At 59.6% G+C, this 19,655-nt stretch carries 13 protein-coding genes; 6 read left to right on the top strand and 7 right to left on the bottom strand.

What is annotated here, in order from left to right:
• Window positions 1-15 precede the first annotated feature (15 nt).
• The gene (locus tag EWR20_RS02865) at window positions 16-1,287 is read left to right on the top strand and encodes an FAD-dependent oxidoreductase (RefSeq protein WP_129358808.1); all 1,272 of its coding nucleotides are present in this window, start codon (window positions 16-18) and stop codon (window positions 1,285-1,287) included.
• 163 nt (window positions 1,288-1,450) lie between these two features.
• On the opposite strand, the gene araA is transcribed toward EWR20_RS02865, so the two are convergent.
• The 3 genes from araA to EWR20_RS02850 are packed head-to-tail and all read right to left on the bottom strand — an operon-like array spanning window position 1,451 to window position 5,411.
• The gene (araA, locus tag EWR20_RS02860; RefSeq protein WP_129359413.1) at window positions 1,451-2,959 is read right to left on the bottom strand and encodes an L-arabinose isomerase; all 1,509 of its coding nucleotides are present in this window, start codon (window positions 2,957-2,959) and stop codon (window positions 1,451-1,453) included.
• Window positions 2,959-3,717: an L-ribulose-5-phosphate 4-epimerase gene (locus EWR20_RS02855; RefSeq protein WP_129358806.1), complete on the bottom strand. Its 759-nt coding sequence runs from the start codon at window positions 3,715-3,717 to the stop codon at window positions 2,959-2,961. The genes araA and EWR20_RS02855 overlap by 1 nt, the downstream gene beginning before the upstream one ends.
• A 59-nt stretch (window positions 3,718-3,776) precedes the next feature.
• Window positions 3,777-5,411 (bottom strand): xylulokinase, encoded by a 1,635-nt coding sequence (locus EWR20_RS02850; protein WP_129358805.1) that lies wholly within the window; start codon window positions 5,409-5,411, stop codon window positions 3,777-3,779.
• A 335-nt stretch (window positions 5,412-5,746) separates the two neighbouring features.
• Between EWR20_RS02850 and EWR20_RS02845 the strand changes: the two genes are divergently transcribed.
• Both EWR20_RS02845 and EWR20_RS02840 read left to right on the top strand, forming a co-directional pair.
• Window positions 5,747-6,739 (top strand): LacI family DNA-binding transcriptional regulator, encoded by a 993-nt coding sequence (locus EWR20_RS02845; protein WP_165000937.1) that lies wholly within the window; start codon window positions 5,747-5,749, stop codon window positions 6,737-6,739.
• A 315-nt stretch (window positions 6,740-7,054) separates the two neighbouring features.
• On the top strand, window positions 7,055-8,509 hold the full coding sequence (locus EWR20_RS02840) for a sugar porter family MFS transporter (RefSeq protein WP_129358801.1): 1,455 nt from the start codon (window positions 7,055-7,057) through the stop codon (window positions 8,507-8,509).
• A 193-nt stretch (window positions 8,510-8,702) separates the two neighbouring features.
• On the opposite strand, the gene EWR20_RS02835 is transcribed toward EWR20_RS02840, so the two are convergent.
• Both EWR20_RS02835 and EWR20_RS02830 read right to left on the bottom strand, forming a co-directional pair.
• Window positions 8,703-10,031, bottom strand: a complete 1,329-nt coding sequence (locus EWR20_RS02835; RefSeq protein ID WP_129358799.1) for an NAD(P)/FAD-dependent oxidoreductase — start codon at window positions 10,029-10,031, stop codon at window positions 8,703-8,705.
• On the bottom strand, window positions 10,028-11,518 hold the full coding sequence (locus tag EWR20_RS02830; RefSeq protein ID WP_129358797.1) for an APC family permease: 1,491 nt from the start codon (window positions 11,516-11,518) through the stop codon (window positions 10,028-10,030). The genes EWR20_RS02835 and EWR20_RS02830 overlap by 4 nt, the downstream gene beginning before the upstream one ends.
• Before the next feature lie 1,461 nt (window positions 11,519-12,979).
• On the opposite strand from EWR20_RS02830, the gene EWR20_RS02825 reads away from it, so the two are divergent.
• From EWR20_RS02825 to EWR20_RS02815, 3 genes are all read left to right on the top strand, one after another.
• On the top strand, window positions 12,980-13,252 hold the full coding sequence (locus tag EWR20_RS02825) for a stress protein (protein WP_129358795.1): 273 nt from the start codon (window positions 12,980-12,982) through the stop codon (window positions 13,250-13,252).
• A gap of 228 nt (window positions 13,253-13,480) precedes the next feature.
• Window positions 13,481-14,668: an alcohol dehydrogenase catalytic domain-containing protein gene (locus tag EWR20_RS02820; protein WP_129358793.1), complete on the top strand. Its 1,188-nt coding sequence runs from the start codon at window positions 13,481-13,483 to the stop codon at window positions 14,666-14,668.
• Window positions 14,669-14,716: 48 nt separating this feature from the next.
• Window positions 14,717-16,984 carry a catalase gene (locus tag EWR20_RS02815; protein ID WP_129358791.1) on the top strand — a complete coding sequence of 756 codons (2,268 nt, stop codon included), beginning with the start codon at window positions 14,717-14,719 and terminating at the stop codon, window positions 16,982-16,984.
• Between the two features lie 94 nt (window positions 16,985-17,078).
• Here EWR20_RS02815 and EWR20_RS02810 read toward each other — a convergent pair whose 3' ends face one another.
• Both EWR20_RS02810 and ctaD read right to left on the bottom strand, forming a co-directional pair.
• Window positions 17,079-17,804 carry an MgtC/SapB family protein gene (locus EWR20_RS02810; protein WP_129358789.1) on the bottom strand — a complete coding sequence of 242 codons (726 nt, stop codon included), beginning with the start codon at window positions 17,802-17,804 and terminating at the stop codon, window positions 17,079-17,081.
• 67 nt (window positions 17,805-17,871) lie between these two features.
• Window positions 17,872-19,578, bottom strand: coding sequence for an aa3-type cytochrome oxidase subunit I (gene ctaD / locus EWR20_RS02805; RefSeq protein WP_129358786.1), 1,707 nt, complete (start codon window positions 19,576-19,578; stop codon window positions 17,872-17,874).
• Between the last annotated feature and the right edge of the window lie 77 nt (window positions 19,579-19,655).

The following is a 19,655-nucleotide window of genomic DNA, read 5'->3' as shown; positions in this document are numbered from 1 at the left end:
GAAAGTCAGTTCATCATGAGCACCAGCCCCACCAACCCGGCACATGACCATCTGCTCCAGGCAACGTGCGCTATCGTCGGCGGCGGCCCGGCGGGCATGGTCCTGGGGCTCTTGCTGGCCCGCGCAGGCATTGAGGTCACGGTGTTGGAAAAACACGCGGATTTTCTGCGTGATTTCCGAGGCGACACGGTCCATCCGACCACCCTGACCCTCTTGGACGACCTCGGGCTCTTCGACCGTTTCGATCGCCTCCCCCAGTCGCATATCTCCCAGGTGAAGGTCCCAGCCGAGGACGGTGCCGATGTTGTGGTCGGGGACTTTACGAGACTGCCCGTGCGTCACCCCTATATAGCTATGGTCCCGCAATGGGATCTGCTCAACCTCATTTCCGAAGCCGCCTCGCACGAACCGCGGTTCACCCTGCTCACCGAGCACGAGGCCACGGGAACCGTACGCGAAGGAGAACGCGTGATAGGAGTCGATTTCACCGCGCCGCAAGGCAACGGTCGACTACTGGCTGACCTTACTGTCGCCTGTGACGGCCGATGGTCCGCTGTTCGTGCATCGGTCGACCTGCCGACCAAAGAGTTGCCCGTAGATTTCGATGTCTGGTGGTACCGCATCACGACCGAACGGAACATTGGGGAAGCTCTTCTGCCACGCACCCACAACGGACACGCGGTGATCGCAATCCCGCGCCGCGGATACGTCCAAGTCGCGCAATTGGGCCGCAAGGGAACCGACAGCAGCATCCGTGCAAGGGGCATCGAGGTTTTCCGCGCCGAAACTGCGGATCTGCTGTCCGATCTCACGGAAGACGTCTCCAGCATCGAGTCGATGGACGACGTCAAGCATCTCGATGTGCGCGTGGATCGTCTTCGACGGTGGCATGCCCCGGGCGTCTTGTGCATCGGCGACGCTGCTCACGCCATGTCTCCGGTCGGTGGAGTCGGCATCAACCTCGCCGTACAGGATGCGGTGGCCGCGGCCCGACTGCTCGCCGGGCCACTTCACCAGGGGAAGCTTCTGCAGGTTCACGGAGACCAAATACTCGCGCGCGTTCGCCGGAGAAGGCTGGTGGCCACGGTGCTCACCCAGAATGTGCAACGACTCATGCACGCCAAGATCGTCATGCCGGTGCTGAACGGAATGGAAATCCGGGTTCCGAAATTCCTCAAGGTCCTCCTCAGACGTTTCCCGTCCGTGACGACTGTCCCGGCCTACATCGTCGGGATAGGCGTCCGCCCCGAGAAGGCACCTACGTGGGCTCGGCGAGGGGGCTTCTGAATCGAGGTCAGCTGCAATGACCGGGGAATCGATGGTTGTGCCACCAGATATTCACCAGGCATAGATCTCACGCCTTCTCAGAAGGCTTCAACCCGCACGCCACCAGCTCATCACCACAGGACCCGCCGGTCCGCCGGTCCGCCGTCTGACCCTTGCTGACGAATCAGAACCCTTGGGCCACGCGGTAGTAAACGGAGTTCCAGCGAAGAGTTTCCTCGAACCGGTTCACGGTAGTGTCCGCATCGATCTCCGCGAGTTCAACCTGAGCGATTTTGGCAAAATCTCGCCAAGTATCCAGGTCAACCTGCGTCGAAAGCACCGTGTGGTGGGCCGCACCGGCCGCCAACCAGCAGCTGACCGACGTCGGGAAATCCGGTTGGGGTTGCCATACCGCGCTGGCCACGGGCAAGTTCGGCATCTCTTCGTCGGGCTGGATGACATCGACGACATTGGCAGTGAGCCTGAACCGGTCCCGAAGGTCGGACATCGCAACGACGACTCCGGGACCTGAATCCGCATTGAACTTCATTCGTACGGGATCCTCGCGGTCGCCGATACCGAGAGGGTGTACTTCAACGGACGCCTTCGACGTCGTCAGCGATGGACACACCTCCAACATGTGCGCGCCGAGAATCTTCTCCTCACCACCGACCATGTTGTAGCAATAATCTTCCATGAGGCTTGCCCCGCCCGGAAGCCCGAACCCCATGACCTTGGCGATCCTGATGAGGGCACCGGTTTTCCAATCGCCTTCTGCCCCGAAACCGTATCCATCAGCCATCAAGCGTTGCACCGCGAATCCAGGCAGCTGGCGAAGTTCGCCAAGGTCCTCGAAGGTATCCGTGAACGCCGATGCTCCTGTGGCTTCCAGAAAATTCCGTATCGCAGACTCCTGGCGGGCCGCATATCGCAAGGAACTATGCGATGGACCGCCGGGCACCAGCTCAGGAGATACGTCGTATTCCACCAAGTATTCGTCGACGAGACCGTCCACCGTCGCCTCAGGCACGGCCGCCACGGCCTCGGCGAGTTCATTGACGGACCAAGTGTTGATCGACATGCCGAAACGAATTTCGGCCTCGGTTTTGTCGCCTTCAGTGACAGCGACATTGCGCATGTTGTCGCCGAAGCGGACCATCTTCATGTTCTGCGCCTCGTTCCATCCGGCTGCAGCGCGTGCCCACGCTCCTATGCGACGCGTCGTGGATTCTTCGCTGACATGTCCGACCACACTCACTCGGGGGATCCCCATGCGAGTGAGGATGTATCCGAATTCCCGGTCACCGTGGGCCGCCTGGTTGAGGTTCATGAAGTCCATGTCGATCGTGGACCAGGGCAATTCCGCGGCGGCCTGGGTATGCAGATGCAATAACGGCTTACGAAGGGCCTCGAGGCCTCGGATCCACATTTTAGCCGGAGAAAAGGTATGCATCCACGCGACTACGCCGATGACATTGGGTGCGGAACCGGCTTCGAGGATCGTTTGAAGGATGGGCTCGGAGTCCGTGAGGACCGGCTTCCACACCACCTTGACCGGAAGATCGGAGGTTTCATTCAGCGCAGCGACCACTGCCTGTGACTGCTGCGCCACTTGGGACAGGGTTTCTTCCCCGTAAAGGCCTTGACTGCCCGTCAGAAACCACAGTTCCTTGGACGCGAAAGGGTTCTTCATCATGATTTTGGTGCTCCTTGACTTGAACGAATGGGATCGGGAGTCTGTTGGCCGTAAACATTGTGGTAACGGTCGTACAGATGCTCGGCGACGTCGTCGGACAGAACCAATGGCTCGCCGACCTGGCCGGCGACCACCATCGTCTTGGCCACTTCTTCGACCATGACCGCAGCCTTGACCGCAGCCTCTGCTGTGGGGCCTATCGTGAACGGCCCGTGATTCTTCATCAGGACGGCAGGCGACCTGCTGTCCCGCAAAGTTTCGACGATTCCGCGGCCGATGGAATCGTCGCCGATAACGGCGAATGGTCCAACGGGTATCGATCCGCCGAATTCGTCGCCCATCATCGTCAGGGCACACGGAATTTCGCGGCCGACCGCGGCCCAAGCCGTCGCGTAGGTCGAATGCGTGTGGACGATCCCGCCTACTCCTTCCATGTGCCGGTAGACATAGGCGTGGGCCGCCGTATCTGAGGAGGGGCGATGATGGCCTTCCACGAGGTTTCCGTCGAGATCGCACACAACCATTGAGTCCGCGGTGAGATCCTCGTAGCGGACCCCGGACGGCTTGATTACGAAAAGATCGTCCGGGCCGGGACCTTCCCCCGGATTCCGGATCACCCGTTCCGAAACATTTCCGGCGGTCCACACCACAAGGCGCCATCGCGGCAATTCGGCGTGCAAGTGCGCAACGCGCTCCTTGGCCTCGTCAATGGCTTCTCTGCCGGAAAAAACGGGCAAGTTCGGCTGGTGAATCATAGGTCGCAAGCTCCTCGTGCGAATCTCATGGGTCTCAGGGGGTCGTCTCGAAGGAGAACTCAAGGAATGGTTCGTCCGGCAACCATTTGCACATCTAATGCATCGCGATAACGCTGGAGGTATCGCTCAAAGCCAGCAACGTCCGAAGGCCGCGGCTCGGTCCGACGAGATACGGAGGATGCAAAAATGTGCCGTTCCAAATAGTCGGGCAGAGAATCTGCGTTCTCGGTCCCAGCAAAAGCTGCGAGCAACGCGATGCCCCAGGCGCCGCCTTCGCTGGCTTCCTCGGAGACCACGACGGGCGTCTTGGTCGCGGCTGCCAAGAATCGTTGTGCGACCCCGGCCGTCTTGAAGAGACCGCCATGAGCACTGAGCGCCTCCAAAGCCACGTTCTCTTCCTTCAGGATGTTCAGACCAATCACCAGGGGGGCTAAGATTCCGTAGATCTGGGAGCGCATGAAGTTCGACAGCGTCAGACGACTGCCAGACGAACGCACGGTCAGTGGCCGTCCTTCCTCGAATCCCATAACCGGCTCGCCGGCAACATTGTTGAAGCTCAGAAGCCCGCCGGCATCGGTGTCGCCGCTCAGCGCCTCGGTCAGTATGATCGAGTAGGCCTCGTCCAGGTCGATGTGCTCGCGAGTGCCGAATGCGCTGGCCACCTGCGTGAAGAGGCCAACCCATTGGCTGAGTTCGGATGAGCCGTTGTTGCAGTGGACCATGGCAACGTCGTCGCCAGCGGGGGTCGCTACGAGGTCGATTTCGTGGTGCACCTCGGAGAGCTGCTTATCCAGGACCACCATCGCAAAAATACTGGTTCCCACGCTCACGTTTCCGGTAGCCGAACGAACCGCGTTGGTGGCCACCATTCCGGTACCTGCGTCGCCTTCCGGAGGACACAACGGGATCCCGGGGTGCAGCTCACCGGACGGGTCGAGGAGCCGGGCACCAGCCTCGGTCAGCACACCCGCGCGCCGCCCCGCACGAAGACAACGGGGCAGGACTGTTCTGAGATCCCCAGATGGCAGATCACCGCCGAAGGCAGCGTTGAACTGTAGGAGCAGACGCTCGTCGTAACCACCGCCCGTGGCATCGATCGGGAACATGCCGGAAGCGTCACCTATTCCCACGACCTTCTCCCCGGTGAGTCGCCAGTGCACGTAACCGGAAAGAGTCGTCAGGAAGGACAATCGGCTCACGTGGTCTTCTCGATCCAACACGGCCTGACGAAGATGCGCGATGGACCACCGCAAGGGAATATTGATCTGGAAGAGGTCGGTGAGTTCTTCGGCGGCGGCCGCCGTGGTTGTGTCCCGCCACGTCCGGAACGGGACGAGCAGCTCATCCCGGGAATCGAAAGCCAGGTATCCGTGCATCATCGCGGAGACTCCGAGAGCCCTGAATGATCTCGGAGTCACTGCGTAGTTCTCTCTGAATCCGGCGACAAGGTCCGCGTAACTGGCTGCCACACCCGCCCACACGTCGTCGAGGTCGTAGCTCCAGTGCTCACCGACGCGGTGGCTCTCCCAGGAGTGGATCCCGGTACCGATCGTCGTCCCGTCGGACAGGATCGCGCACGATTTGATCCTGGTTGACCCAAGCTCGATGCCCAAATAGGCATCACCGTTCTCCAGAGCTACGCGGGCCGCCGTCCGCGTTTCATCGTTGTTTGCATTCCGGTCGTCCCGTGTCATGTGGAAACTTTCCGTGGTCTTTCCGTTGGGAGGAAACGACGCCGTCGTCGTCCCGCCAGGATGATGTTATCGCTAACATTTGCGACGTAGGTCTCATCCTGCAACAAGTTGCCCACCTTGGCAAGCACCAATCCGTCACATACGGGGCACATCCAGCACCCGCAGAGGCGGGCCCGGACAGCTGTTTCCATTACCGTTGGACTAGAGCACGACCGCCCTCGACCCGCTTGCACAACATTGCGGCCGCTTCGCCGTCGGACAGAAGCTGCCCGCACCCGCGGCGGTCCATGACACCTGGAGAAGAACACCTTATGGCCACATCACACCGTCCGAGCATGGCCGAAGTAGCTCAACTCGCCAAGGTATCCCACCAAACGGTGTCCCGCGTGATCAACGGCTTCCCTGGAGTGCGCCCCCAGACACGGGAACGCGTTGAGCAAGCAATTCGCGAAACCGGGTACCGCCGTAACCATGCCGCGCGAACCCTGGTGACCAACAAATCCGGCCTCATCGGCGTCGTAACGAGTGGATCTGCCCTCTTCGGGCCAGTCAACACGCTGGTGGGAATCGAAGAAGCCGCGCGACTTCGCAACTATTCCACGTTGCTAACAACGCTTCGCGAAGGATCCAAGGCCGAATTCGACGCCGTCGTGGGGCAGCTTCTCGATCGCGGGGTCGAAGCCATAGTCATCATTGCCGCTCATGAAGAACTCGTCCACTACGCAGGGGCCACGACTATTGGGGTCCCGCTCATCGTAGTCGGCCCGAGCCGCACCGAAGCGTCCGATCTGAGCACGATGAGCGTGAACCAGGAACACGGAATGAGACTGGCCGTCCAGCACATTGCTGCACTCCACCACAAACACATCCTCCTCCTGAGCGGGCCTCACCACTGGATCGATGCCCAGCAACGTCTCCGAGCAGCCACCGATGAGTGCACAAAGTTGGCAGTGAGCTTTGAGACAATCGAAGGCGATTGGTCCCCGGAATGCGGGTACCGCATAGCCACGGACCTCATGTCTCGCACCGACAAACCTCAGCCAACCGCCATCCTGTCCGCCAACGATGCGATGGCCCTGGGCGCCTTGTCCGCATTCAGGGATGGAGGGTGGGGCGTTCCGGAAAACATCAGCGTGATGGGCTTCGACGACCTCCCCGAATCGGGATACTTCCAACCCCCACTCACGACCGTCCATCAGGATTTCCGCACTCTGGGCGGGCGTGTGGTCGCCGCCCTGGTCGCCCAGCTCCAAGACGCGCCGGCCGACCCAACACCCGTCGACCCCACACTCGTGATCCGTCGCTCAACAGCATCGCCGAGGGCCTGACCCGCTCATCCAAGGGCGCCCAAAGGAAGCATTGACAAGCCCTAAAAATGTGAACTAGCCTACACATCAACGTAAATGTTAGCGCTCTCATTTTTGGCCAGACTGTCTCCCGACCGTCAAACATCTGCGTACAACATGGAAAGGGCAGTGCGTCAGCGTGGACAACTGCGCGTCAGAAGAGTCCGTCACCGACCACATGCACGGCTTCGGCCATTGTGGGCAGCATCGGTCTCGTCGACGTCGTCGACTCACGATCATGTGCTCCCTTCCTCGACGATGAGAAGTGGGCCGAATGGGCTCACAAGGAGTGAGATCATGCCCGCAGCAGATCACAAGATTTCCAGCAAATTCATATACTTCTTCGGTTCGTTCGGTGGCATCCTCTTCGGGTACGACATCGGCGTCATGACCGGCGCCCTCCCATTTCTGCAGAACGATTGGGAGCTGCACGACAATGCGACAGTCATCGGCTGGATCACCTCCGGTGTGATGTTCGGAGCCATTTTTGGCGGCGCCCTTGCCGGGCAACTCTCCGACCGTTTCGGCCGCCGAAAGATGATTCTGGCTTCAGCCCTGGTTTTCGTGGCGGGATCGGTCCTGTGCGGAATCGCGCCCCACCAGGGAGATTTCTACCTGGTACTGATGCGAATCTTCCTCGGCCTCGCCGTGGGCGCAGCGTCTGCTCTGGTCCCCGCGTACATGTCCGAGTTGGCTCCGGCCAAGCTCCGCGGACGCCTGTCGGGGCTCAACCAAACAATGATCGTTTCCGGCATGCTGATTTCGTATCTTGTGGATTTCTTCCTCAAGGACCTCCCCGAGGCCTGGGCCTGGAGAACCATGCTCGTCATGGCAGCCGTTCCCGCCATCATCCTGTACTTCGGCGTTCTCCGTCTGCCCGAGTCCCCGCGATTCCTGGTCAAGCACGGAAAGGATCAGGAAGCCCTCCGGGTCCTGGGATTCATTCGCAAGGGCGATGACATCACGAGGGAACTCACCCTGATCAAGGAGACAGCACAGCTCGAGTCCCGAGCACAGAAGTCGACGTCCTTTGCGACCCTGTTCAACGGCAAGTATCGGTATCTTGTCATCGCGGGCGTCGGCATCGCCGCGTTCCAGCAATTCCAGGGCGCCAACGCGATCTTCTACTACATCCCGCTGATCGTGGAGACGGCCACGGGAAGCTCTGCCAGTAGCGCTCTTCTGTGGCCCATTGTCCAGGGCATCATCCTGGTCCTGGGTTCCCTTTTGTTCCTGGTGATCGCGGACAAGTTCAACCGACGAACCTTCCTCATCATGGGTGGGCTCGTCATGGGTCTCTCATTCATCCTGCCGGCCCTGATCAACACCGTGTTCAGCGATGTGAACCCCATGATGATCGTGATCTTCCTGAGCCTCTACGTGGCGTTCTACTCGTTCACCTGGGCGCCCCTGACCTGGGTGATTGTGGGCGAGATCTTCCCGTTGGTCATCCGCGGACGTTCGAGTGGGGTCGCTTCGTCGTTCAACTGGATCGGCTCCTTTGCGGTTGGTTTGCTCTTCCCGATCATGACGGCATCCATGCCGCAAGAAGCCGTATTCGCGATTTTCGGAGTCATCTGCATCCTCGGAGTGCTATTCGTGAAGTTCTTCGTCCCGGAGACACGAGGCCGCACATTGGAAGACATCGAGACCAACTCAATGCCTATCCAGCAGATCCGTCAGGAACAGGCGACGGTGATCAACGACTTCGACAGGACGGAAGAGACCACCTCGGACCAGTCTCGTCCGTGACGTTCTTCGGCCGAGTAAGGACCGAGAGCGCGCCATGGCAGCGGCCCGCTCTCGGTCTTTGCTCCGACCATCGTCGCGCACGACAGGCGCGCAACGTGCTGAACGACTGCCCGGGGTCAGTTGGTCTGGATAAGCCTCACACCACGGCCGGTTCACCGCTGCGAGGAAGACTTCTCTGAGCGTTCAGGGACGCTCAAGCAAGTTCACGAATCAACCGCCGAGAAGCCGAGAGCCCGGTCTCTATTGCCCCGTCCACGACGACGCCGCGCCATCCCTGCGCCCAGTCGGCTCCGGCGAAACGCAAGCGGGTCCCGGTTTCGTGGAAATGATGCCACCCATTGGTGAACTGTCCTTTCTTGAGTGTCGCCCATGCCTGACCACTCCATTTGTCAGCGACCCAATCGTGCCCAGTGCAGTCCACGACTTCCAGATCAGGCCGCCATTGATCCACGATCTTTTGGGCCGACTTCGGGTCGCTCACATCGACTTGGTCATGCTGGGAACCGAAGCAGACACAGATGGTATCGCCGTCGGGCAGAAAGTACTCGCTACGTAGAAGCGCTCCCCGGGCAGGGGTCGGCGCATAGCCAAAGATGCTGTGGTGCCCCTTGATCTTGATCCAAGTCTTGCATCCGGTGGAATTCCATTTTTCCTTGAGCACCGACCTCATGGCCGGCGGCAGTCCGGGCTCGAACTCGATGTTCTCCAGAGCGCCTAGCGGAACGGTGACGATCACGGCGTCGCAGGCAATGGATTCACCGTTCTCCAGGGTGACGACGGATGAGGAAGCGTCGTGGCGGATTTTACTGACGGGCGTATTCAGCCGCAGCGGACAGTTCAGGTCTTGGGCAATGTTCTGATAGATGCCGCGCATGCCGTTGGTGAGTTTGAACCGCAGGGTTTGGTCGTCCATGAGGGACTGCCGGTGATCCGACAAGGCGACCCATTGTTTGGCCATGAGCGACGAACCGCGGTTCGGATCGCCGATGTAACCGGCCGACCAGTAGGAATCGCAGAGGTCAATCTCTTCTTGACTGAAGTCCCCTTGGCGCAGAATATCCAGGACGCTCGTCTGATCCGCAGCCAGAAAACGCTGGCGGATTTCCTCCGGGCCGTCGAACTCATTCGACAGTACATGCAACGGATTATGAGGGTACGGGAAGAACTCCTTCGACCCTTCGAAAATCGCGTTCATTGGCCGTTCCATCAAACGGTCGATGTCGGCTTCGCTGCCTGATCGCACTTCACCGTTGGTTACCCAATAGGCCTGATCCGTGTAAGGGCTGGGATAAATCGTTTGGCCGTAGCGCGTTATCTCGCTCCAAACGTGGGGCTGCATCCAATGGACCCACGTCGCGCCCATTTCGAGGGTGTGACCCATCCGTTCATCGGTCCAGGCCCGGCCGCCTATGCGATCACGGGCTTCGACGACTTCGACCTCGAAGCCGGCCGTGTGCAGTTCGCGCGCAGCTACCAACCCGGAGAACCCGGCACCGACAACGACAATATGGGGATTAGTCATGAGAAATTCCTTTCTGAGGGAAGACGTATTTCGGAGGGTCCGGTCACGCGGTCGAGACCTTTGGTCGCCAACCCAGTTTCTGGTCGTCGGCGAATAATGACCTGCCCCCAGATCAGCCCTAGGACGCCCGAGACGATAATGATGCCCGGCATGATGAACACCAGAGCCGAGGGGTTGTCTGGACCTATCATGAGGTCGAAATTCACGAGGATGAGCAGGGCCACAGCCCCTAAACCAAGGGTCGCCAAGGATGGTGCTATGTACCGGGTGAAAGGACCATGCCCTTGGGGATTGCGGACGAACCAAACCAGGATCGCCACCGAGGTAACGGCGAGCAGAAATACGAGCCCGAAAGCTGCAGCATTGGTGAGCCAGGTGAACAGGGTCGTGATGGGAAACATCTCCCCCATATCGGACCCGGCACCGAGGAATGCAAAAATGACGACGACGATCAGTGCCAACATGGACTGTGCCAGGGAGCCGCCGACGGGCGCCCCTGCCCGTCCGGACTTGGCGAGTGGGCGAGGCAGTACTCCCGACCGACCGAGGGCGAAGAAGTACCTCGCAGCCGCATTGTGGAAAGCAATCAAAGCCGCGAGCAAACTCGTGACGAACAAAATGTTGGAGATTTCCGAGAGGGCGGGGGCGAGCTGAGAAAGCCAGACGAAGATCAGGTCGGGTCCGAACTCGGCGGCCTGCTGGTTGATCGCACCAGGTCCGATGCCCATGGCCAAGCACCACGACGAGAAGGCATAGAACACGGCGATAATGCCGACAGCAATGAACGTCGCTCGAGAAACCGTCCTTCGCGGGTCCTTGGCCTCTTCGGAATAGATCGCTCCCGATTCGAACCCCATGAATGAGGCAACGCCGAAAGCCAGAAGGACGCCTATTCCGTTGGTGAAAAAGTCTCCAGGTCTGATGGTTTGAGCTGAGATGCCCTCAGGAGCAGTGAACAGACCGACGACGCAGACGACGATGACGACGAGGAATTCGAGGCTGACGAGCACTCCCAGTACTTTGGCCGACAGGTCCACATTGTTGACACCCAGCGGACCGACAATGAGCCAGCCCATGAGGGCCGCACCCCACCAGGGGAAACTAAACCCTGTCCAACTACTGAGCAAGGTTGCGAGGGAGAACCCGAACAGCCCGTACAGTCCAATCTGCATCATGTTGTAAGAGACGAGCGCGAGGATTGCGGCCCCGATTCCTTGCCGCCCACCAAGGCCCTCCGTGATGTAGGCGTAGAAAGCCCCTGCGTTGTGGATATGTCCGCTCATGGCTCCGTAGCCGATCGCGAAGAGCATCAGAATGATGCCGAGAGCGACATAGCAAAGGGGCACACCGAGGCGCCCCGAGACGGCGAAGCTCGTCGGAACACCACCGGCCAGCACCGTCAATGGAGCCGAGGCGGCAATGATCATGAATACCAGTGAACCGGTGGAAAGATGTCGAGCGCCGAGCCGCGAGGATCTCTCTGTCATGGGAACCTCCCTTGTGAGTGAAGAACACTCCATCAACTGTGCGCCACGACACACCGGTTGCGGTTGTGCCTGCGTGCTGAGAGGTTGGCCGTCAGTGCCCCGCACGCTGTGCGAAAATTTCAGCACAAGGACAGAGGCGACTACCGCAAAGCCACCCTGAGGCCCGCGATGGTCGCCGCAGAGCTGAGTCGCCAACACGTCCGTTGCTTGACCGACGATATTTCTGCCCAAGCGGGACTCATGGACCTGACCATCGACAGATGCGTTCGCGGCTCACCTCGCCAGCGCGATTGCGGCTATGGGTTCCCCGCATGGAACGCAATCACATTCGGCGATCGAAGCACCCAGCGGGGTGCTGGTTTCCGACCATTTGATCGAGAAGTAAAGTGACCTCGAAGGGTGCAGGGCCCGAATACCGGAGCGCCCGGTAGAGATCAAATTGCAGGTCGGTTCATCACGAACACCGCTGACCCACACCGGCCCTTTCGAATACCCCATGCTCGACTTGAGTTTATTCGCCCAGGTGCCCGAGTTTTTGAGAAGCCGCGTCCTCTTGGTCAGTAACCTCTACTTCCCAGCCACAAGTGCAGACCACTTCGAAACCGGTCGGAGACAGAGATTCCGTCACCGGATGAATTTCCACGCCATGGTCCATCCCACGATGGTGTCACAACCTGCTTCCGGAACCATTTCTCTGGATTTAACAATGACGCCCCCCCTTCCGGGCTCTGGGACACGTGCGAGCTCTTTGGCCGTGGTCCACCCGGGGGATTCCCCCGCGAAGCGGCTCCCCTGGCTGCTCGCCGAACACTGTCTTCGATGCCTCAGGCGACCTGTCCAGGGATTTTCACCCCGTCCCTCACCTCCGGCCAGGCCGTATTTCCGGAGAAGCACACTGCCGGAATTGCGACTACATACTGGCCGCCACAGCAATATATTCACAACCCGAAAACAGCCTCGGAACTGTTACCCACTGGTACAGGTACTGACTTATTAGTTGTTGTTACGGACACCAAACGAAGAAAATATGCCTGAGTATCATATTCACAGTGGCCGACAGCACTGAACCCCACGGTAACCAAAGCATGACTAACCAGGAGGATAAGCGTTTTCGACGCCGATTTTTGCTTTCGAGATATAGTTTTTATAGCTCGACGACACAATAACCGTGATCCGTGCGAGGGCAATCTCGGACAAAACATGTGCGCTTCAGTCCGAGCTGCCAGGGTCGAGGAGCCGATCGAGAGAACGATTCCTCGACCCCCTTATATTTAACAGTCATTTCTCAGGCGATGTGAACCTCAACTCGTAAAGGAATTTTTGGGCGAATCGTCGAGGCGGAGACGAATTCGGTCAAGAAAATCCCGGAAGGCGCTTGATAAAGAAGCTGCGAGAGAGTTTCATGGATCATGAAGCGCACAGCCCTAAGAAAAACCTCCCAATATTGGAAAGGGCATGATTATGGCTGACAAAAACAACCCTGGACAGTTCGGAAATCGCGAGGACACCGCAGAACAAGCCCATAGGGGCGGTGAGCAGAGCACCGGAAGCTTCGGAGACAAGAACGCTGCCGACCCGCGAGAAGCTGGTCGGGAAAGCACCGGAAGCTTTGGCGAGAAAAACTCGGCCGACCCGCATGAGGCCGGCAAGGAGGGCGCTGAGGCCCAGTCCACGGAGGACAAGGCCAAGGGGGGCGTCATAGAGGCAAACAGTCCACTAAGCATTCCTAGCTGACAAGTCGGCCGGTAGGGATCCAGGGGTTCCTCGGATTCTAGTCCGCCCGACTTTTCCGGCTTTTTGCGGGAAATTCTCCTCCGGCCCAGGGCCAAGACCAACAGCATCCTGGCCGGTCACATGCCGATCCTCATCACACAGAAGTTCAAGGGCGCAGCCTCCCGGGCGAACGTAGTCTTCAGCCGCCCGACGGAACGGACGCGGTTCCCATTAGGAAGAAGGCCGATCATGAGAGCAGTAACGTGGCAGGGCAAACGCAACGTCAGTGTAGAGGACGTACCGGACCCGACCCTGCAGCTGAACGACGACGCCATCATCCGTATCACTTCAACCGCAATCTGCGGTTCTGACCTCCACCTCTACGAAGTGCTCGGGCCATTCATGGACCAAGGCGACGTCGTCGGACACGAGCCTATGGGCGTCGTCGAGGAAGCAGGGCCGGAGACGAACCTGACCGTGGGATCACGCGTCGTCATTCCGTTCACCATTTCCTGCGGTCGGTGCTGGATGTGCCGGAGAGGCTTGTACTCCCAATGCGAAACGACCCAGGTCACCTCTGCAGGCAGTGGAGCTCAACTCTTCGGCTATTCACGGCTGTACGGATCGGTTCCCGGCGGCCAGGCTGAATACCTGCGGGTCCCGCACGCCGACTTCGGTCCTATTGAGATCGGCAGCGCAGAAGACGGGCGCGAAGCACCGGACGAGCGTTACCTTTTCTTGAGCGACATTCTTCCGACCGCTTGGCAGGCCGTCCAGTATGCTGATGTCCCGTCCGAGGGAACCATGGTGGTCTTTGGCCTGGGCCCGGTCGGACAGTTCGCGGCGCGTATTGGCGTGCACCGGGGATATACGGTCTTCGCAACAGACCCAGTATCGGAAAGGCGTCAGATGGCGGAGCGTCACGGCGTGACGGCCCTGGCACCCACCGACGAGGCTTACGAAAAGATCAAAGACGCCACCGAAGGCCGCGGGCCGGACGCCATCGTCGACGCCGTCGGGATGGAAAGCCACCATTCTCCCGCGGGAAAACTCGCACACCAGGCTTCGAGCCTGCTTCCGGACAAGGTCGCCCGCGGCGTGATGAAGAACGCCGGGGTCGATCGGCTTTCGGCTTTGCACGATGCCATCTCGTTGGTGCGGCGCGGCGGCACGCTCTCCTTGAGCGGCGTCTACGGCGGCCAGGCGAGCCCCATGCCGCTGCTGCAGATGTTCGACAAGCAACTGCAGATTCGGATGGGCCAGTGCAACGTCAAGCATTGGATCGACGACCTCTTGCCCCTGGTCGATGATCCGAAAGATCCCTTGGGTGTGGAAGACCTCGTCACGCACTCGCTTCCACTGGAGCAAGCGCCGGAAGGGTACGAGATGTTCCAGAAGAAGATGGACGGTTGCATCAAAGTCGTCCTCAAGCCGTAGACCTGACGACCGAACAATCACGGGTCAATCAAGGGAAAGGCAATAAAAATGTCACACAATCAACAAGATCACTCGGAAGCACACGAGCCTGCAAAGGGCCAGGAGCCTCAACCGATTCCTACCCCGCCCCCAGGCCGTCCCAACGTCGAGAGTCCTTCGGCCAAAGAGCCGACTAACCCCCAGCCTCCGTGGAGTGTCAGTGAGGATCAGCACAAGGTCGTGCCTCGCACGCCGACGGGAGAAGTGGCCAACGAGGACCCCGATTCGATTGCTCAGCACGGTTCATTCCTGACGACCTCCGCCGGCTCCCGATTGCGGGACACCGATCACTCGCTCAAGGCCGGAGAACGCGGCCCGTCCCTACTTCAGGATCACCACTTCAGAGAAAAGATCACGCACTTCGATCACGAACGTGTACCGGAACGAGTGGTCCACGCCCGTGGTGCCGGCGCCCACGGGTTCTTCGAGGCTTACGGCAATGCGGATTCGGTCACCAGGGCAGGATTCCTGGCTCAGGGCAAGAAGACACCGGTATTCGTGCGGTTCTCAACGGTCTTGGGATCCCGGGGGTCCGCCGACTCGGTGCGAGACACCCGCGGTTTCGCGACTAAATTCTACACCGAAGAAGGCACCTTCGACCTGGTGGGAAACAACATCCCGGTGTTCTTCATCCAGGATGCGATCAAGTTCCCGGACGTCATCCACGCGGGCAAACCGCACCCGGACCGTGAGATCCCCCAGGCACAGAGCGCCCACGACACGTTCTGGGACTTCGTCTCTTTGCACACCGAAGCACAACATCACACGATGTGGAACATGTCCGACCGCGGGATCCCTCGTTCGTACCGGATGATGGAGGGCTTTGGCATCCACACGTTCCGGTTGCAGAACGCATCGGGAGAAACGTGTCTGGTGAAATTCCATTGGAAACCCAAACTCGGTGTTCATTCCATGACCTGGGAAGAAGCCCAGATCACTGGGGGCATGGATCCCGACTTCCACCGCAGAGACTTAGCCGACGCTATCGAGTCCGGTGCCTACCCGGAATGGGAACTGGGAATTCAGGTTTTCGAGGACACTGTCGAACAGATGTATGAAGGAATTGACCTCCTGGACCCCACCAAAATCGTCCCTGAAGAAAAGGTGCCGGTTCAGCTCATCGGTCGGATGGTCCTCGATTCCAACCCGCGCAATTATTTCGAGGAGACCGAACAGGTTGCGTTCCACCCCGGTCATCTGCCGCCAGGAATCGACGTCACCGACGACCCTTTGTTGCAGGGGCGCCTGTTCTCATACATTGACACGCAGCTGACCCGCCTCGGCGGACCGAATTTCAATCAGTTACCCATCAACCGACCGCATGCCCCGGTCAACGATATGTTCCGAGACGGATACGGGCAGCAGGCCGACCATACCGGCGTCGCGCCCTACAAGCCGAATTCCTTGGACGGCAATAATCCATTTGCCGCAACGGAAGCCGATGGGGCCTTCACGGACCTGCCCGTTACGGTTGCCGAGTCAGTCAAGACCCGCGCCGCTCCCGCGAGCTTCGACGACCATTTCAGTCAGGTCAGACTGTTCTGGAACAGTTTGACCGACATCGAAAAGGACCACGTCGTAGGTGCATATTCATTCGAGCTCGGAAAATGCTACGAAACGGCAGTCCAAAAGCGCCAGGTAGAGAATCTCGCCCGGATCGACAAGTCGCTGTGTCAGCAAGTGGCCGACAGCCTGGGCCTGCCCACGCCTGATGCCCAAGGGCTCGCGCAAACCGGCGACGACCGGAGCCCTGCCTTGTCGCAGATCAGGGGCGCATGGCCCGTGGATGGTCGGGTCATCGGCATCGTCGTGGATCCCCAAGACCCTCCGGAAGGATTGGCAGATCTCCACGAGAGCATCGTCGAATCCTCCATGGTCCCGAACATCGTGTCCACCCGCGGCGGCGAAGTCTCCGGCGTACCCGTCACCAAAACTCTCACGACCGTTCGCTCCGTGGAATTCGACGCAATCATCCTGGCGGGTGCACCGTCCAAGAAAGCGGCGGACTCCAAACGTCAGGATGCCAAAACCGGCGTCCGAGCCGGCTCCGGCCTCGATCCCCGCGTGGATCTGCTGCTCGACGAGTCATGGAGACATGGCAAGGCAATCGGCGCTTGGGGACCCGGAACGGATGCGCTGCACGGCGCCGGATACTCGCTCGACGATCCGGGCATCGTCACGGGCTCAAGTCCTGATGAGGTGCTGCGAGGAATGACCGACTTGCTGAGCAAGCATCGCGTGTGGGAGCGGTTCGAGACCACGAGCGATTCCGTCTAAACGGGATCTCCGGAGACAAAAACAACCGATTCTCAGGTGGCCGTTGCCGGCTTTCGGCAACGGCCACCGCTAGTTCTTCCTGGGTCTGAGAACTCTAATCCTCGTCGTTGGGACCGCCCTCAGTGTCCTGTGAAATCCTGACGCTGACCACTCCCGAAAGCTCCGTCAAAGTGGCGACGAGAGAACGCAGTGGCGGGCGCCCCCGAAATCTCGCGCGCAACACTACTTTGTCGCCGATTCTCTCGGTCGACTCGATCTGCGCCGTATAGCCCATCGACGTCGCTTCGGACAAGATATCCCTCAGGATTCCGTGCCCATCAATGTAGGTGAGCCGGAGAACGTTCCGGTCCGACGCCCCGGGAAGCCTCGTCACGATGGGCATGAGGACGGTTGTGGCAATCAAGTACAGGATCGTACCTTCAATTGCGATCCACGGCAGTCCCGCCCCCGCGGCCATGCCCACGGCGGCCGTGACCCAAATGGATGCGGCCGTGGTCAACCCGCGCACAAAATTCTTGCGGGTGAAGATCACTCCCGCACCGAGAAAGCCTATTCCGGAGGCGATCTGCGCAGCGACCCTCGAAGGGTCCAGTACGACGTCGGAGCCCAGCAAGGTCCCGAACCCATAGCCCGAAACGATCGTGAACAACCCGGAGCCTGTCCCCACGAGGATGAGGGTGCGCAGGCCAGCTTGCTTCTGACGAAGCTGACGTTCGAAGCCGATGATGCTCGACAGGACAAACGAGGTCAGGAGCAGGCTCGATGTCAGAGCAAAATTCGATTCCGGCCCCAGGGTCCAGATATCCGTCGCCGCAGCCATCGTGTGCATCCCCTACTTTCCGGCCGGAGCAGCCTCAGCTTCCGTCAGACGTCCACCCACTATCTTCTCAGTTGTTGACGCGATCAGCCGCTCTGCGGGCGGCCGACGCGACGTCGTGGTTGGTGGACAGCTCGGGATGGTGCAGATCCAGTGCAGGCCGTTCCGAGCGGATTCGCGGCAGGGCCGTGAAGTTGTGACGCGGCGGCGGGCAGGATGTCGCCCATTCCAGGGAGCTTCCAAAGCCCCACGGATCATCGACTTCAACCTTTTTGCCGTTGCGGGTCGTGATGTAGACGTTCCAGAAGAACGGCAACATCGACACCGCCAGAATCATGGCGCCGACGGTCGAGAACTGGTTCATCCAGGTGAAACCGTCCTCGGGCATGTAATCAGCATAACGACGCGGCATTCCGTCCACACCCAGCCAGTGCTGGATCAGGAAGGTCGTGTGGAAACCGATGAACAGCAACCAGAAGTGGATTTTGCCCAGTCGTTCGTTGAGCATCTTGCCGGTGAACTTCGGCCACCAGAAGTAGATGCCACCGAACATGCAGAACACAACCGTTCCGAAGACCGTGTAGTGGAAGTGCGCGACCACAAAATAGGTATCGGACAAGTGGAAGTCCAGCGGAGGAGTAGCCAGGATGATCCCGGTGATGCCGCCGAACAAGAAGGTCAGCAGGAATCCGAAGATCCATAAGAGTGGCGTCTCGAAAGTTATGGATCCCTGCCACATCGTGCCAATCCAGTTGAAGAACTTCACACCGGTCGGAACCGCGATCATCATGGACATGAACGCGAAGAACGGAAGCATGACCGAACCGGTGACGTACATGTGGTGGGCCCACACGGTCACGGACAGCGCACCGATGGCGATCGTCGCGTAGACGAGTCCCTTGTACCCGAAGATCGGTTTGCGTGAGAACACCGGGATGATCTCGGATGCGATGCCGAACATGGGTAGGGCCAGGATGTAGACCTCGGGGTGCCCGAAGAACCAGAAGAGGTGTTGCCACAGGATCGAACCGCCATTTTCGGCGTCGAAGATATGGCCGCCCAGCCTGCGGTCCATGCCGAGCGCGAAGAGCGAAGCCGCCAAAGGCGGGAAAGCCATAATGATGAGTATGGCGTTGATCAAGGCCGTCCAGGTGAAGAGCGGAACCCGCCACATGGTCAGCCCGGGTGCGCGCATGCACAGAATCGTCGTGATGAAGTTGACGCCGCCCATGATGGTGCCGAAGCCCTGTAGGGCAAGGCCGAAGACCCACAGGTCGCCACCGACACTCGGGGTGTACGTCGACGAGTTCAACGGCGCATAGGCAAACCAGCCGAAGGACGCTGCTCCCTGCGGGGTGATGAACCCGGCGATTGCGACCAGCGAGCCGAAGAGGAAGAACCAGAACGCCAAAGCGTTGAGACGCGGAAAAGCGACGTCCGGAGAACCGATCTGCAATGGAACCAGCACGTTGGCGAACCCAATAAACAGCGGGGTTCCGAACATCAGCAGCATCAGGGTGCCGTGCATGGTGAACAACTGGTTGAACTGATCCTTGGTTTCCAGGATCTGCATTCCGGGCTGGAACAGCTCGAGGCGCATCACGAGGGCCATGATGCCGGCCAGCAGGAAGAACGTGAAGGACGCGATCATGTACATGTAGCCGATGGTCTTGTGGTCCGTGGACGTGAGCCAATCGACCACAATCCTGCCCCGGGACCGGGGGACATTGCGCGTAACGGCTGGGCTCTCTGAAGCCGAATACTCAAATGTAGACATCACGTCACCTTTCAAACGCCGGGCGAAGAACTGCCGCGGGGACAGGCCCTCGTTCACGGACCGACTCTCGCGGGTAC

Origin of the sequence: Rothia uropygioeca (assembly GCF_004136585.1) — a bacterium.
Lineage (GTDB): Bacteria > Actinomycetota > Actinomycetes > Actinomycetales > Micrococcaceae > Rothia.
The sequence above is the reverse complement of the archived record's forward strand: the minus strand, read 5'-3'. Positions and strand labels throughout refer to the sequence as shown.